General features: G+C 45.6%; 16 protein-coding genes. All 16 read right to left on the bottom strand.

The window, feature by feature from the left end:
• Positions 1-165: 165 nt before the first annotated feature.
• The 16 genes from atpG to HDC33_RS01500 all read right to left on the bottom strand — a co-directional run bounded on the left by atpG (position 166) and on the right by HDC33_RS01500 (position 15,131).
• Positions 166-1,023, bottom strand: a complete 858-nt coding sequence (gene atpG, locus HDC33_RS01575; RefSeq protein ID WP_179392577.1) for an ATP synthase F1 subunit gamma — start codon at positions 1,021-1,023, stop codon at positions 166-168.
• Between the two features lie 80 nt (positions 1,024-1,103).
• Positions 1,104-2,612, bottom strand: a complete 1,509-nt coding sequence (atpA, locus tag HDC33_RS01570) for a F0F1 ATP synthase subunit alpha (protein WP_179390781.1) — start codon at positions 2,610-2,612, stop codon at positions 1,104-1,106.
• Between the two features lie 25 nt (positions 2,613-2,637).
• Positions 2,638-3,177: a F0F1 ATP synthase subunit delta gene (locus HDC33_RS01565; protein WP_179390780.1), complete on the bottom strand. Its 540-nt coding sequence runs from the start codon at positions 3,175-3,177 to the stop codon at positions 2,638-2,640.
• Positions 3,174-3,728, bottom strand: coding sequence for a F0F1 ATP synthase subunit B (atpF, locus tag HDC33_RS01560; RefSeq protein ID WP_179390779.1), 555 nt, complete (start codon positions 3,726-3,728; stop codon positions 3,174-3,176). The genes HDC33_RS01565 and atpF overlap by 4 nt, the downstream gene beginning before the upstream one ends.
• Before the next feature lie 152 nt (positions 3,729-3,880).
• On the bottom strand, positions 3,881-4,093 hold the full coding sequence (gene atpE, locus HDC33_RS01555) for a F0F1 ATP synthase subunit C (protein ID WP_179390778.1): 213 nt from the start codon (positions 4,091-4,093) through the stop codon (positions 3,881-3,883).
• Positions 4,094-4,159: 66 nt separating this feature from the next.
• Positions 4,160-4,870 (bottom strand): F0F1 ATP synthase subunit A, encoded by a 711-nt coding sequence (atpB, locus tag HDC33_RS01550; RefSeq protein WP_179390777.1) that lies wholly within the window; start codon positions 4,868-4,870, stop codon positions 4,160-4,162.
• A gap of 87 nt (positions 4,871-4,957) precedes the next feature.
• Complete coding sequence (locus HDC33_RS01545; protein WP_179390776.1) at positions 4,958-5,329, bottom strand: ATP synthase subunit I; 372 nt, start codon at positions 5,327-5,329, stop codon at positions 4,958-4,960.
• 594 nt (positions 5,330-5,923) lie between these two features.
• Positions 5,924-7,042, bottom strand: coding sequence for a non-hydrolyzing UDP-N-acetylglucosamine 2-epimerase (gene wecB / locus HDC33_RS01540; RefSeq protein WP_179392576.1), 1,119 nt, complete (start codon positions 7,040-7,042; stop codon positions 5,924-5,926).
• Positions 7,043-7,061: 19 nt separating this feature from the next.
• Positions 7,062-7,691 (bottom strand): uracil phosphoribosyltransferase, encoded by a 630-nt coding sequence (gene upp / locus HDC33_RS01535; protein WP_179390775.1) that lies wholly within the window; start codon positions 7,689-7,691, stop codon positions 7,062-7,064.
• Positions 7,692-7,781: 90 nt separating this feature from the next.
• Positions 7,782-9,926, bottom strand: a complete 2,145-nt coding sequence (locus HDC33_RS01530) for a putative bifunctional diguanylate cyclase/phosphodiesterase (protein WP_179390774.1) — start codon at positions 9,924-9,926, stop codon at positions 7,782-7,784.
• A 72-nt stretch (positions 9,927-9,998) separates the two neighbouring features.
• Positions 9,999-11,258, bottom strand: coding sequence for a serine hydroxymethyltransferase (locus HDC33_RS01525; RefSeq protein ID WP_304625678.1), 1,260 nt, complete (start codon positions 11,256-11,258; stop codon positions 9,999-10,001).
• A gap of 4 nt (positions 11,259-11,262) precedes the next feature.
• Entirely contained in the window at positions 11,263-11,829 is a 567-nt protein-coding gene (locus HDC33_RS01520; RefSeq protein ID WP_179390773.1) for a TIGR01440 family protein, read from the bottom strand.
• Positions 11,830-11,877: 48 nt separating this feature from the next.
• Positions 11,878-12,315: a ribose 5-phosphate isomerase B gene (gene rpiB, locus HDC33_RS01515; RefSeq protein ID WP_179390772.1), complete on the bottom strand. Its 438-nt coding sequence runs from the start codon at positions 12,313-12,315 to the stop codon at positions 11,878-11,880.
• A 494-nt stretch (positions 12,316-12,809) separates the two neighbouring features.
• Entirely contained in the window at positions 12,810-14,126 is a 1,317-nt protein-coding gene (locus HDC33_RS01510) for a methyl-accepting chemotaxis protein (protein WP_179390771.1), read from the bottom strand.
• A 2-nt stretch (positions 14,127-14,128) separates the two neighbouring features.
• Positions 14,129-14,569 (bottom strand): low molecular weight protein arginine phosphatase, encoded by a 441-nt coding sequence (locus tag HDC33_RS01505; RefSeq protein ID WP_179390770.1) that lies wholly within the window; start codon positions 14,567-14,569, stop codon positions 14,129-14,131.
• Positions 14,570-14,627: 58 nt separating this feature from the next.
• A complete protein-coding gene (locus HDC33_RS01500) occupies positions 14,628-15,131 on the bottom strand; it encodes a manganese efflux pump MntP (protein ID WP_179390769.1) in 504 nt (167 codons plus the stop codon).
• Positions 15,132-15,141 lie beyond the last annotated feature (10 nt).

Here is a 15,141-nt window from a genome sequence, read left to right as displayed (position 1 = left end):
TCTTACTCTTTGCCGTACAGTATTAATCAATTACGCCTCGGCGTAATTGCGTCGGGATTTTGAATTGTGCTTGCACAATTAACTCCATTCAAAATCCCTGACATCCGCCGGAGGCTAAACTTGAATCAGCAGGGAGTCTGTGACTTCTGCTGATTCAAGTTAATCTTATTCAAGAGCTGCGACGCCGCCGACGATCTCCGTAATTTCTTGAGTGATCGCAGCTTGTCGTGCACGGTTGAATGAAAGTGTTAAAGAATCTATTAGATCAGATGCATTATCCGTAGCAGTTTTCATCGCTGTCATACTGGAAGCATGTTCACTCGCTTTACCGTCGATTACAGCTCCGTAAATAAGGCTTTCCGCGTATTGCGGAAGAAGCACTTCAAGAATTGCTTCGCCTGAAGGCTCAAACTCATACGAAATTGTAGCGGAAGTCGATGTGATGTCAGTGAGCGGAAGCAATTTCTTTTCCGTCACTTCACTTGAGATGGCGGAGACGTAGTGGTTGTAGTACAAGTACACTTCATCATACTCGCCTTCTGTGAACATGCCAACAGCACGCTTCGCGATATCTTTTATTTCATCGAAAGTTGGGTGGTCGGATAGACCGATCTTACTTTCTACGATGTTGAAACCAAGTCGATTGAAAAAGTCGTAACCCTTTTGTCCGATTGCAAGGATGCTCACTTCTTCCGCTGAAGAGTGGCGCGTTTCAATCGCACGTTTTGCGGTACGCAGGATGTTGGCATTGTATCCTCCAACGAGTCCGCGGTCCGATGTAATAATGATATAACCGGTCTTTTTGACAGGTCGGGATACCATCATCGGGTGACTCAAGTCACTTGTTCCAGCTGCAATCGATCCGACAACTTCCTGAATTTTCTCCATGTACGGAATGAACGCTTTCGCATTCAATTCGGCACGGCTCAATTTGGAAGCGGAGACCATTTGCATAGCTTTCGTAATTTGACTTGTCTTTTTCGTTGATTTAATACGGTTTTCTATGTCGCGTAAAGATGCCATTGGCAATTCTCACCACCTTATTGTTTTTTGGTTCAATCAATCATTTTGACGGTTTTTGTCAAAGTTGATTCCATCTAGATTTATTCAGAACGCGCGAAGATTTTCTTGAATGCATTGAGTGCTTCTGCCATCAATTCATCAGCCGGAAGGTCTTTCGTCGTACGAATTTGATCTAAAACGTCAGTGTGGTTAGTTTCAAGCCAGCTTAACAGTTCGCTTTCGAAACGAAGGATGTCTTTGACTGCGATATCGTCTAGGAATCCGCGTGTCAATGCGTAAAGAACCATAACTTGCTGTTCAACTTTAAATGGTTTATTCAAATCCTGTTTCAAGATTTCAACTGTACGCGCTCCGCGGTCCAGTTTCGCTTGAGTTGCAGGGTCAAGGTTAGATCCGAATTGCGAGAATGCTTCAAGTTCACGGTATGCCGCAAGGTCAAGACGCAGTGTACCCGCAACTTTTTTCATCGCTTTGATTTGCGCTGATCCACCTACACGGGAAACGGAAAGACCGGCGTTGATCGCTGGACGTACACCCGAGAAGAATAGGTCAGATTGAAGGAAAATTTGTCCATCAGTGATGGAGATAACGTTCGTTGGAATGTAAGCGGAAATATCTCCAGCTTGTGTTTCAACGAATGGCAATGCCGTAATTGAACCTGCGCCAAGTGTATCGTTCAACTTCGCTGCACGTTCAAGTAAACGGGAGTGAAGATAGAAAACGTCACCAGGATAAGCTTCACGGCCCGGAGGACGACGAAGTAGCAAAGAAAGTTCACGGTATGCCGCAGCTTGTTTAGACAGATCATCATAAACGATTAGAACGTGCTTACCTTGGAACATGAATTCTTCAGCCATCGTAATTCCTGTATATGGTGCAAGGAATAGTAGTGGAGACGGTTGTGAAGCGGATGCCGTAACAACGATTGTGTAATCAAGTGCGCCGTTTTTACGAAGCGTTTCAACAACTCCACGAACTGTTGATTCTTTTTGACCGATTGCTACATAGATACAAATCATATCTTGGTCAGCTTGGTTCAGAATTGTATCGATTGCGACAGTCGTTTTACCTGTTTGACGGTCACCGATGATCAATTCACGCTGTCCGCGGCCGATTGGTACAAGTGCATCGATCGCTTTGATACCCGTTTGCAATGGTTCATGAACGGATTTACGCGCCATGACCCCTTGTGCAGGGCTTTCGATTGGACGAGTTTTTGTCGTTGCAATCGGACCTAATCCATCAACTGGTTGCCCAAGTGGATTAACGACGCGTCCGATTAATTCTTCTCCGACAGGAACTTCCATAATACGACCTGTACGACGTACTTCATCGCCTTCTTTGATGTCTGTGTAAGGCCCTAGGATAACGATACCAACGTTGTTCGCTTCCAAGTTCTGAGCCAGACCCATGACGCCAGTAGAGAACTCTAATAGTTCCCCGGCCATGACGTTGTCGAGGCCATGAGCACGTGCGATACCGTCACCAATTGCGATAACCGTACCTACTTCGCTCACTTTCATCTCAGATTGATAATTTTCAATCTGCTGTTTTATGAGAACACTGATTTCCTCAGCTTTGATGCTCATGCATGTCACCCCTCAAATTTCTGATTTATGACCCGATGAGATCCCGTTTCAGTCGCTCAAGCTTCGCGCTCACGCTGCTGTCGTAGATTATGTTACCGATTTGGAGACGGATGCCCCCAATCAGATTCGGATCGATGATATTTTCAATACGCAATGCTTTTTTACCGATCTTGTGCGCAAATGCAGCAGAGATGGCTTGGCTTTGATCAGCCGTCAACGGATGTGTGGAATACACTTTCGCATCGGCGATACCTGCCGCGTCATTCGTAAATACGGTAAATTCATCAACAAGGTGTACTACCTCATTCATGCGTTTTTTGTCGAGCATTACAAACAATGTATTCAAAACGAGCTGATTCGCACCTTTGAATAGATCCGCCATAAGCTCTTTCTTTTTGGCTGCCTTCAACCTCGGTGAATCAAGTAATTGACCGAGCTCTTTATTCGATTGGAAAACTTTTTTCAATTCAAGAAGGTCTTCCTGAATCGGGCCGGTTTGCCCATTCTTTTGTGCTAATTCAAACAATGCGAGTGCATAGCGTTTTGCTGCAACCGATTGGCTCATCGGCCTTCGCCTGCCTTCTCAATCGTTTCTTCGATCAATGCGCGATTATCTTCCTCGGAAATTTCTTTACCGAGAACTTTAGACGCTGCAAGGATAGAAAGAGATACGAATTCTTCGCGAACTGCCGCGACGGCTTTGTCTTTTTCTGATGCAATTTCAAGTGTCGCTTCTTCTTTCATACGGCCGACTTCAGAACGAGCTGCCGTGATGATTTCTCCGCGTTGCGCTTCGCCTTGCTTACGGGCGTTTTCAACAATCGCCTGAGCGTTGTTACGCGCTTCGTTCAAGAGGTTACGTTGTTCTTCAAGAATCTGTTGTGATTCCGCACGGCTTTTTTCAGCCGATTCGATTTCATTCGCGATCAACTCAGCACGTTGATCCATGATACCCATAAGCGGGCCCCAAGCAAACTTCTTCAGAAGAAGCATGAGAATCGTGAAGAATGAAAGTGTAACGATGATATCGCCTAGGTTTAGTCTATCATTCAGACTTGCTAAAAATCCTGGATCGGCTGCATCTGCTGCCAATAGGACGAAGGTATCCAAAAACACGATTGTTTCACTCCCTTCAAGAGCTTATAATTCATCAAATATAGAAATCGTTCTTTATATAGCGTAATTCAGATCTTGCACTTTTATCCATAAAATTAATGGCGAAGGACATTATAGTGCGCACTTCGCCATTTTGTAGATGTTGGTACTACTTATTTGTTCATTACGATGAATGCAACTACTACCGCGATGATAGGAACTGCCTCAACTAGTGCAACACCGATGAACATTGTTGTTTGAAGAACGCCACGTGCTTCTGGTTGACGAGCGATCCCTTCAACTGTTTTAGATACGATTAAACCGTTACCGATACCTGCACCAAGTGCACCAAGACCGATTGCGATTGCCGCTGCTAATAGACCCATAGTATAATTTCCTCCTAATATTTTCGAGTTTTTTGTTTGTTCACCCGTTAAACGGGCAGTATATGTTTAATGGTCCGTGTTGACTTTATGCGCCATGTAGACCATCGATAACATAACAAAGATAAATGCTTGGATTGCCCCGATGAAGAGCGAGAACCCTTGCCAAGCGAGTGCTGGAACCAAAGCGCCGGCAAAGCCGAATATGCTTCCTGCTCCGAGCGATGCAATAAGACCGATCAAGACCTCACCTGCATAGATGTTACCGTAAAGACGCAGACCGAGTGTCAGCGTGTTTGCAAACTCCTCAATGATTTTCAAGGGGAATAAAAACGGCATCGGTTTCAGATAGCCACTCCCGTATTCTTTGAGGCCAAGCAACTTAATACCATAGTAATGCGTTAATATAACGACCATTGCAGCAAGCGTCAATGTAATTGTTGGATCTGCTGTCGGTGATTTCCACCAAAGTTTATGATCCCACGTTATTGCGAATGGAAGTCCGAGCACGTTGGCTACGAAAACAAACATTAATAGCGTTATTCCAAGTACATGAAAGCGCCCGCCTGTTTTCCAGTCCATGTTATTCTTGATAATACCTTTTACGAAATCCATGATCCATTCCATAAAGTTCTGCATACCCGTAGGTTTCAGTTGCATTCTTCGTGTTGAGACGAATGCGATAAGGAATACAACCAGGCACGTAATGAAGAGCATAAGGACATTTGACAAGTTAAATGTCAATCCGAGCCATTCTACCGTCGGATTTTCATGGTTCACGTTTCGTTCACCTCCCTTTCACAATCGGATTAAGCTTTTTCTGAGAAAATGAAAAGTTCAATGTAAGCTCTTTTCTGCGAAAAAACTTTAATGGTTTTTTGCACGGAATATAATCCCACCAGCCAATAATAGGATGTAAGGAATCATAAGCCCGATAACCGAACTAACCAGGTTAAAATGTTCCGGCAGCGAAATTGCGACTGCTGCCGCAGCCACACCTGATGCAAAACGCATCGTCGTTCCAAGTGAAGCCCTTTTCTTCCCCTCCGTAAAAATCCGATCAAATCTTTCCATTCTACGGACAAGAATCCAGAAATTATACAATCCGAATAGAGATCCGATAAATAATCCAGCAAATATCGGTTTTAAATCAGTTAGAAGCCATCCCAGGACGAACAATGCGAGCAAAAAAAAGAGAACCTTCTTTTGCCTATTATGAATTTGTTGCAAAGTCTGCATGGTCTGTTATTCTCCTGATTCGTATTTCGAGATTGTATGGGGCCTTACGACTCCGTCTAAGAAAAGACTTAGAAGCAAGCAAGTCACAAGGAAAAGCGGGGTGGTTCCGTTTCGCTGTCCAGCCAGTTATTTGTCCAGTCTAAGCAGGCCGCTTACACTTTTCTTGGCAAGACTCTGAAAAGGATGGAACCTTTTGATTGCGCGAGTATCGTCGAATGGAAGGCAATTCGGCATAAAGTACGTTTACTCAAATGCAAGATGCTATATAAAGCCTCCGCACATCCGTCAAAAAACGACAGAATAACGCCTTAGCCTCAACATTCACATTGTGTTGCCGTTTCATATATGAAAACCCTATCATTCTTACCCTTTGTAAGCATACAATAGGCATATTTTGATGTCAATTGATTACAGTGAAATTATTCACAAAGTCTATGCTTTGTCAAACAATCGACAAAATTGGTAGGTTCTTTTTTGGAAATATGGGTAGTTGGGGTTGTCGGGATCGTTTTGTGAGACGTCATGAATAACTCCGACATCCACTCCCGAAAAAAAGTACGACCGGATTGCTCCGGTCGTCGTACGGTTTGCCATTTATATAGAAGATAAATATTTTTTCAACGCTTCAACAATACGTGCAGAAGCGTGGCCATCACCGTATGGATTCGACGCTTTTGCCATTTTGTTGTATTCCGAGTCGTCGGATAGAAGTGTATCTGTCAACGTGAAGATTGTTTCTTCATCGGTGCCTGCCAATTTCAATGTACCGGCTTCGATACCTTCAGGCCGTTCGGTCGTATCACGCAGGACGATGACGGGCTTTCCGAGTGACGGTGCTTCTTCTTGAATGCCGCCGGAATCCGTCAAAATGATGTGTGAACGTGCCGCAAAGTTATGGAAATCGACGACTTCTAGCGGTTCAATCAGATGGACACGATTGTTGTTGCCAAGAAGTTCATCGGCCACTTCACGGACTGCCGGGTTCATATGCACAGGATAGATCACTTGGATATCATCATGTTTTGCAAGCAGTCGGTTGATGGCACGGAACATGTTGCGCATCGGTTCACCAAGATTTTCGCGGCGATGTGCCGTCAGCAATACAAGCCTGTCCGATCCGATTTTATCGAGAACCGGGTGCGAGTATTGATCACGCACAGTCGTCTGAAGTGCATCGATTGCCGTATTGCCTGTTATATAGATACGTTCTTCCGACTTCCCTTCAGCCACTAAATTGCGGGCCGATTGTTCCGTCGGTGAAAAATGAAGATCAGCGATGACGCCTGTCAGCTGACGGTTCATTTCCTCCGGGTACGGGGAATATTTATCCCATGTACGGAGTCCCGCTTCAACGTGTCCGACTGAAATCCGGTTATAGAACGCCGCAAGACTGCCGATGAAAGTTGTCGACGTATCGCCGTGGACGAGCACGATATCCGGCTGCGCCTCTTTCATGATCCGGTCAAGCCCTTCGAGTCCGCGGGTTGCAACATCGACGAGTGTTTGCCGGTCTTTCATGATATTAAGATCATAATCAGGTGTGATACCGAATGTGTGGAGTACTTGGTCCAGCATTTCGCGATGTTGCGCCGTAACCGTTACGATCGATTCGATATCGTCCGGATGCTTTTGCAGTTCCAGCACAAGCGGTGCCATTTTAATGGCTTCTGGACGCGTACCGAAAATCGTCATCACTTTCCATTTCTTTGTCAAGACCTTCACGCCTTCCAAATCATTTTGTTCCGAAGAGACGATCGCCTGCATCGCCGAGTCCTGGTACGATGTAGCCTTTTTCATCGAGTTTTTCATCCATGGCAGCGATATAGACGTCCACATCAGGATGTGCTTCCGTCATTGCTTTTACACCCTCTGGAGCAGCGATCAGACACATGAATTTAATGTTTTTAGCGCCGCGGCTTTTCAATGAATCGACCGCTGCAATTGCGGATCCGCCCGTTGCAAGCATCGGATCGACAAGAATGAAGTCGCGCACTGATACGTCAGATGGGAGTTTCACGTAATATTCAACCGGCTGCAATGTTTCCGGGTCGCGATAAAGTCCGACATGTCCCACTTTTGCAGCCGGAATGAGATTGAGGATTCCATCTACCATTCCGATGCCTGCACGTAAAATTGGGACGATACCAAGTTTTTTTCCTGCAAGTACGTTGGATTTGGCCAGACGAACTGGCGTTTCGACTTCCACTTCCATGAGCGGGAGTTCGCGAGTGATTTCATAAGCCATGAGTGTCGCCACTTCGTCGACGAGTTCACGGAATTCTTTTGTTCCTGTGTTGACGTCACGTATGTACGTAAGTTTGTGTTGGATTAGTGGATGATCAAAAACGTGTACTTTCGGCATTATTATTCGCCCCTTTTCGGAATGTCCTGTTCATTATAACAGATATGTTCCCATTCAGGCACACCGAACAGCCGACCGTTTGATGTCTAACTATTCCGCAAGCAATCGGTCAATTTCATCCAGCGGCATCGGCTTGTAATAGTAAAAGCCTTGCCCAACTTTGCAGCCCAGATTCCGCAGCACTTCAATATGCCTTTCCTGCTCGATCCCTTCTGCAACCGTCAACAGGTTAAGGTTTTCAGCGAGCTGGATAATCGTTCTGACGACGGCAAGCGTGTCCGGTTCGTCTAGCGCACTGATGAAACTTCGATCTATCTTTAATTCGGAAAGAGGCAGTTGAGGTAAATAGCTGAGCGATGAAAATCCGACACCGAAATCATCGACGGATAGTTCAAAACCTGCCGCAATCAGTTCCTTGAAAATCGTTTTCGCCCTTGGTAAATCGACGAGTCCGATACTCTCCGTTATTTCAAGCATGATATGGCTCGGGGAAAGATCATAACGGTTTGCTAGTCTCGTCAGTTCATCAACGAAGGTGGGGTTAAAGAAGTGGTGGACGGAAATATTGACGGCGACCGGGAACATTTTTTCACCGGCTTGGTTGCGCTTCCGTTGCCACTCCATCACTTTCGATAAAACGACGATTTCCAAGTCTATGATTTTACCCATATTCTCTGCTGCTGGAATAAAGAGATTTGGCGGCACGGTTCCGAGGTTTGGTGAAAACCATCGGGCCAACGCTTCAAAACCGATAATCCCGCCATCTGTCAAATTGACTTTCGGCTGAAGATGGATATCGATTTCTTGCGTCATAAGCGCCTTTGACAATTCGTTGAAAATCCTCATTTCTCTTACCATTTCCTCATTTTGGAGGTCTCTGTAAAATGACATTGCACTGCCAGGTTTCATTTTGGCATCTGACATGGCAACGTCCGCCCTACGCACCAGTTCCTCTTCGCTTCTTTGGTCACTTGTGGAAAATGAAACCCCTATTTTCAATGTGAGGAACATTTCCTGTCCTGCAATGATGAATGGTTCTCTGACGATCGTATCTAATTCCAGAAGACAAAAACTTTCGTCACCCTCGCTACTGTCGCTCGTTATAACGAGTGATGCGCTAGAATAGCGGCCTATATAGACCGGATTTTTCCATCCCAATCGTTCAATCCGTTTGTCCAGCTGAATGAACAGTTCATCAGCGGCATCCCTTCCATACAAATCGACGATTTTTGCATACTCGCCCGGTTGAATGACTGCAACGAAATGTTCCCCGCCCTCATCTATATTCTGTTTAAGTCTGGTCAAAAATGCGTGGCGATTCGGCAACCCCGTTTGCGGATCAGTGAAAGCAAGCCTGCGGTACTCAGCTTGCTGGGCATAATATTTTCTCGTCAGTTGTACAATCGGCACCATTTTTTTCAAGAATTGTATTTGCGTTTCCGTCGGATTTCCCGATTTTTTCATAAAGACGGTTAACAGCCCACTCAATTCTTCTTCATTGTCAAATGTCGGCACGGACCAATTCGACTGGAACTCAGCCTCGTCCTTCGGGCTATTTTCAATGACAATCACTTCTTCCGGCGCATTTCCATTTTCCAATGCTTTGCTGTTCAACATTTCGCCGAGCAACCAATCCGGCACGGAGTCTGCCGCACCGATATACCAGCCGTCCCCTTGCTCCTTGAAGAGGATTGCACAAACAGATCCTTCCGGAAAGAACGATTCGACGACAGTTCCTATTTTTTGCAATAAATCACAGAGTTCTTCTCCCTCATTGATGCCCGAAAAAATGGATTCCTGCAAACGGAGCAGCGATTCATCTTTTTTCCTTTCGGTCACATCAAGTATGAAAGAGGCCGTGAAAAGAATTTCCCCTTTTTCGTCTAAGAGCGGCTGAATGACAAGCTCATTCCAGAAAGGAGTCCCATCCTTCTTGTAATAAAGGACTTCCTCATTGGCAGGCATACCAGCCCGAAGCTTCTTGTCGATTTCACCAATCAGCTCCATATCGGTTTCTTCCCCTTGCAAAAAACACAAATTCCGCCCGATTGCATCCGCGGATGTGTAACCCGTAATAGCAGTGAACGCTTCATTTACAAAAACAACAGGATCGTTTCCGGCAGATGGGTTCGTCAAGATGAAACCCGTCTGAAAGCGGCTTCCGAAACGTTGTAGCCAGCTGTATAAAATCATTTTCTCCGCTTTATCCGTATATGCTTTCCGAGGAATTTTCATCCTCTCCCCCCTTTCGATTAAAAGAAAAAATAAGCCGCCATCTTAGTGATAGCGGCTTATCCCAATGCACGATTATGCGTAAAGAGGGAATCTATCCGTCAATGCCGCAACGCGTTTCTGTGCTTCTCGTTTCACAGTTTCGTCTTCATGGTTTTTCAATAGGCTCGCCATAATAGATGCGATTTCCTTCATTTCTTCTTCCTTGAAGCCACGAGTTGTCACTGCAGGTGTACCAATACGGATTCCTGATGTGACGAACGGGCTTTCCGTATCAAACGGAATCGTGTTTTTGTTCACAGTGATGCCGACTTCATCCAATACATGTTCTGCAATTTTACCAGTGATTTCAAGGGAACGTAGGTTCAATAAGACCAGGTGATTATCTGTGCCGCCTGATACGATGTCAACGCCTTCAGCCATTAGCGCTTCAGCCAATGCTTTTGCATTGCTTTTCACTTGTTGAATATATGTTTTGAATTCAGGTTTCTGTGCTTCGCCGAATGCAACCGCTTTTGCAGCGATGACGTGCATCAATGGTCCGCCTTGGACTCCCGGGAAGATTGATTTGTTCAGCTTACGCTCGAACTCCTGTGTAGAAAGGATAATTCCACCACGCGGTCCGCGCAATGTTTTATGTGTTGTCGATGTGACGAAATGTGCATGTGGAACCGGATTCTGATGCTCGCCTACTGCAACAAGTCCGGCGATGTGCGCCATGTCTACGAATAGATAAGCACCGACTTCATCTGCAATTTCGCGGAATTTAGCGAAATCAATTTCGCGAGGGTATGCACTTGCACCCGCAACGATCATTTTCGGTTTGTGCTCAAGCGCTTTTTGACGGACATCTTCGTAGTCAATGAGCTCGTCCCCTTCGCTAACACCGTAATCCACAAAGTTGTATAGTTCTCCGGAGAAGTTAACCGGGCTTCCGTGCGTCAAGTGACCGCCGTGCGAAAGATTCATGCCAAGAACCGTATCACCAGGCTCAAGCACTGCAAAATAGACAGCCATATTCGCTTGTGCACCGGAGTGCGGTTGAACGTTTGCGTATTCCGCACCGAAGATTTCTTTTACCCGATCACGTGCGATGTTTTCGACAACGTCAACGTGCTCACAACCGCCGTAGTAACGTTTACCCGGGTAACCTTCTGCGTATTTATTCGTTAAATATGAGCCTTGTGCTTCCATAACCGCTTCTGTTACGAAGTTTTCAGATGCAATCAATTCAATATTCGATTGTTGGCGCTTTTTCTCCGCCATAATCGCTTCGTATACTGCCCCATCTTCACGTTGTACGTTGCCCAATTTGTTCAATTCCAATTTCTCCATTTTCTCAATCCCCTTCATTATCATCTATTTTATATATTGCTCTTATTCCACCAATTAACTTCGGTCTTGTTGTTGCGACCGTAGCGACTGCATTGCCGATTTTCCCGATTGATGTGCGTAATGGGACGGCCACGCGTTTCAAATGCATGCCAATCAACGTTTGTCCAATATCGATACCCGCGTTTGCGTGAATCTCTTCTACTACTACAGGATCGTTCATCTGCTGATAGGCGTAGGCTGACATTGAGCCGCCCGCATGTATGACAGGAATGACCGCGACCGGTTCAAGCATGAACTTTTCGGCTGCTTGACGTTCAATTGTCAAAGCCCTATTGATGTGTTCGCAGCCTTGGAATGCGAGAAACAGTTTATGTTGATCGGCAAACTCTTTCAGCGGAGCGTATAACGCTTCTCCTACTTCAAGCGCACCACCTGTTCCGATTCGTCTGCCGGCAATTTCAGAGGTCGAACAGCCGACGACGAACAATGTTCCAGGGATCAAATCTGTTTGCTCAGCCATTTCCGCTAACAGTTGTTCAAGTTGAAGCTTCCATAAATTCAAAGCATCCACTTTATTCCACCTACCTTTTTGGTTTCCGGAAGACCGCTTACGCTTTTCTTAGTTTTCCAGTTCCATCAGTTTCCCGATGCGGCGTTCGTGGCGACCGCCTTCGAAATGTGTGTTCAACCAAGCGGCGGCGACTTCCCTAGCATGTCCCGGTCCGATGACGCGTTCTCCCATTGCAAGGATGTTCGAATCATTATGTTCTCTCGTCGCTTTCGCACTAAAGACATCATGAACAAGTGCACATCGGATGCCTTTCACTTTATTAGCCGCGATGGACATTCCAATTCCCGTTCCGCAAATTAGGATTCCACGGTCGAAATTCCCCGATGCCACTCCATTTGCGACAGGTGCCGCAAAATCCGGATAGTCGACGGACTCGTTCGAATCAGGGCCAAAGTCTACGAACTCCAACCCTAACTCTGCCATTAATTTGATGATTTCATGTCGGAGATTGTTTCCGCCATGGTCTGAAGATATCGCGATTTTCACAGCGTCCCTCTTTTCATAATATACTCACAACTCATTCTATCATTTTTACGTAAAAAATACAGCCCCAGTCGTAATTGGGCTGTATTTCGTATTTATTATTCATATTCTTGGGAAATAATAGGTCAATTATGCCTTTTCGTCTTATGCCTATCGCGTTTATTCAGGGTACTGAAAAAGCCTACCATTATAGACCGAAATAAGAATTTCCCTTTATACATGCTTCGGCGCTTTGTGGATGCCTCCCGCATTTATTCGGGCCGCTTCTGCTTATCATTATGTCTAGCTACAGCGGCCAAATGCTCGGGTCATAAGTCAGTTCGACTACGCGGCAAAGTACGCCGCTACGTCGACCCGCCTTATGCCTGTCGCATTTATTCGGGCCGCTTTTGCTTTTCATTATGTCTAGCTACAGCGGCCAAATGCTCGGGTCATAAGTCAGTTCAACTACGCGGCAAAGTACGCTGCTACGTCGACCCGCCTTATGCCTGTCGCATTTATTCGGGCCGCTTCTGCTTTTCATTACCCCGATCGAATTGTTTAATGACGTTGTAAAGCTCTTCGGATTGCTTCTTTAATTCACTTGCCATCGCGTCTGCTTGTTCAATCGAGCGGACTTGTTCTTCCGTTGCTGTACCGACTTCGAGTGCTCCGGCGGATGTTTCTTCTGCGATTGCGGCAACTTCCTGTGATTGGCGTGCGGTCGTTTCAATGTTCGTCAGCTGCAACTCGACGAATTTTGTGATTTCGACTACAGAGTCAGCCATCCCATTTACTTTTGTCGCCATTTCTTCGACGTTTCCGCTTGTTTCATTTGCACGATCCGCTTCGATTGCCGCCGTCTTCACTTGTTGTTCCATATCCTTCACGACTTTCGTTACGTCCGTCTGGATGGTCACCACGAGATCTGAAATCCCTTTTACCGCCTTGGCACTTTCATCCGCCAACACGCGGACTTCTTCGGCAACAACTGCAAATCCTTTACCGTGTTCGCCGGCACGGGCCGCTTCGATGGATGCATTCAGCGCGAGTAAATTCGTCTGTGCCGCAATGTTGCCGACGAGCTGGACGATTTCTCCGATTTTCTGCGCATTATGATCCAGCTGCCTGATGGTGCCGAGTGACAGTTCGCTCTGGGAAGACATATTTTGAATTCCCTTGACGAGCATGCGGAATACATCCGTTGTCCGCACAAGTTCCTCTAGCATCTCTGTTGAACGTTCGGAGGAATCTTCCGCCCTGCTGCTCACTTCAACAGCAAGCAACCGGACATCTTCAATCGCTTCCGCAGTTTCTTGGATAGCGATCGCCGATTCCTCTGCACCCGCAGAAATCTCCTTGATCGTTGACGCTACGGCATCCGCTTGTCTTGCGGCAGCGCCGGTTTCGACCGATAAGTTGTCCACTGTACTGGCTGTCTTTTCGAAATTCGATTCAATTTGCCCCACTATCGTTCGTAAGTTGAGGACCATATGCTGAAATGCTTCCGCCACGGAGTGGATTTCATCGGACGACTTCGGCAGCACGATATCCGTACCGATTTCTCCATCCGCCACTTTGATAGCCGCCTTTTCAAGATTTTGCAGCGGTTTCGTTAAGATTGTACTGAACAGCGCTGCTAATACACCTGACCAAAATATCCCCATTGCATACGTCATCACCGCAAACCAGAACGGATTAAATTGTGGAAAAAATTGTGGTTGCACAAAGTTGATGAATAAGGCACTTGTCGTATACGTGACAATGGCAAGTATTGTGATGAATAAAACCAGTTTTTTCTTTAATCCAAACTTCTTTTTCCCTTTTTCCCTCATGCTTATTCCTCCGTCAATTTCTGTTCAAGCATATCGATGATCCCCGACAACTCACTGAATGCCTGTCGATATGTTTCAAGGTCCCCTCCGAACGGATCCTGTACATCGCCGGCTGCATCCGGCCTAACAAATTCTTTTAACGTAAATACTTTGTAATCGACTTCTGGATAAGAATATAAAAGTACATCCTTATGTGCTGTTGTCATCGTCAAAACGACATCCGCCCACTCCAAATCTTCGATTGAAACAGCTTTTGAAACAGGCGTATAAGGCATGTCCGCTTTTTCGATAAGCGTTTTCGCATGTAAGGAAATCGGCCAGCCGTCCCGTCCATGAATACCTGCCGAGCGGACGGATATATGGTCAATCGCCTTGGAACGAAGAATCGCTTCCGCCATCGGGCTTCTGCATGTATTCCCTGTACAAATCAAATATATATTCATTACTATCGCCTTCTTTCTATAGAATAGCTGATTTTTGTGAGTAAAGAAATAACCAATTTCAACTAAAGCATGACAATATTCCTAACGCCAACAAAGCGAATCCTGCAATTAGCCTCAGTCCCTTTCCATCTTTAAGACCCAGACGCCCTTTTAGTATGAGTGCTCCATAAGAAAAAACTAATGTAAATAATGCCGATGCCACTATGAAAAGCGTTTTATCCATCTGAAGCATACCAAATGAAACACTCACTGAAAAGGCATCTACACTTACTGCAAATGCGATAAAAAATGGTGGAATCTGTTTTGACGAAGAACCCGTTTCATCGTCTTGCAACAACATATGTATTCCTATCAAACTGAGCATGACGCCTGATAAAATACTGCTCCAAACTGTAAATATATCCGCCGATAACTCTCCGGTTACGAATCCAAGGAACGGAAAAACCACATTTAGAAATGCCGTCCATAATGCTAATACAAATCTTCCTTTTTTTATCTGCAAAAATGAATATACCACTATAACGTCCAAGGTCGTGATGCCAGCCGCGAAAATTTCCGCCAAAGTAAAACCT

This window comes from Sporosarcina sp. JAI121 (assembly GCF_013408665.1).
GTDB lineage: Bacteria > Bacillota > Bacilli > Bacillales_A > Planococcaceae > Sporosarcina.
The sequence above is the reverse complement of the archived record's forward strand: the minus strand, read 5'-3'. Positions and strand labels throughout refer to the sequence as shown.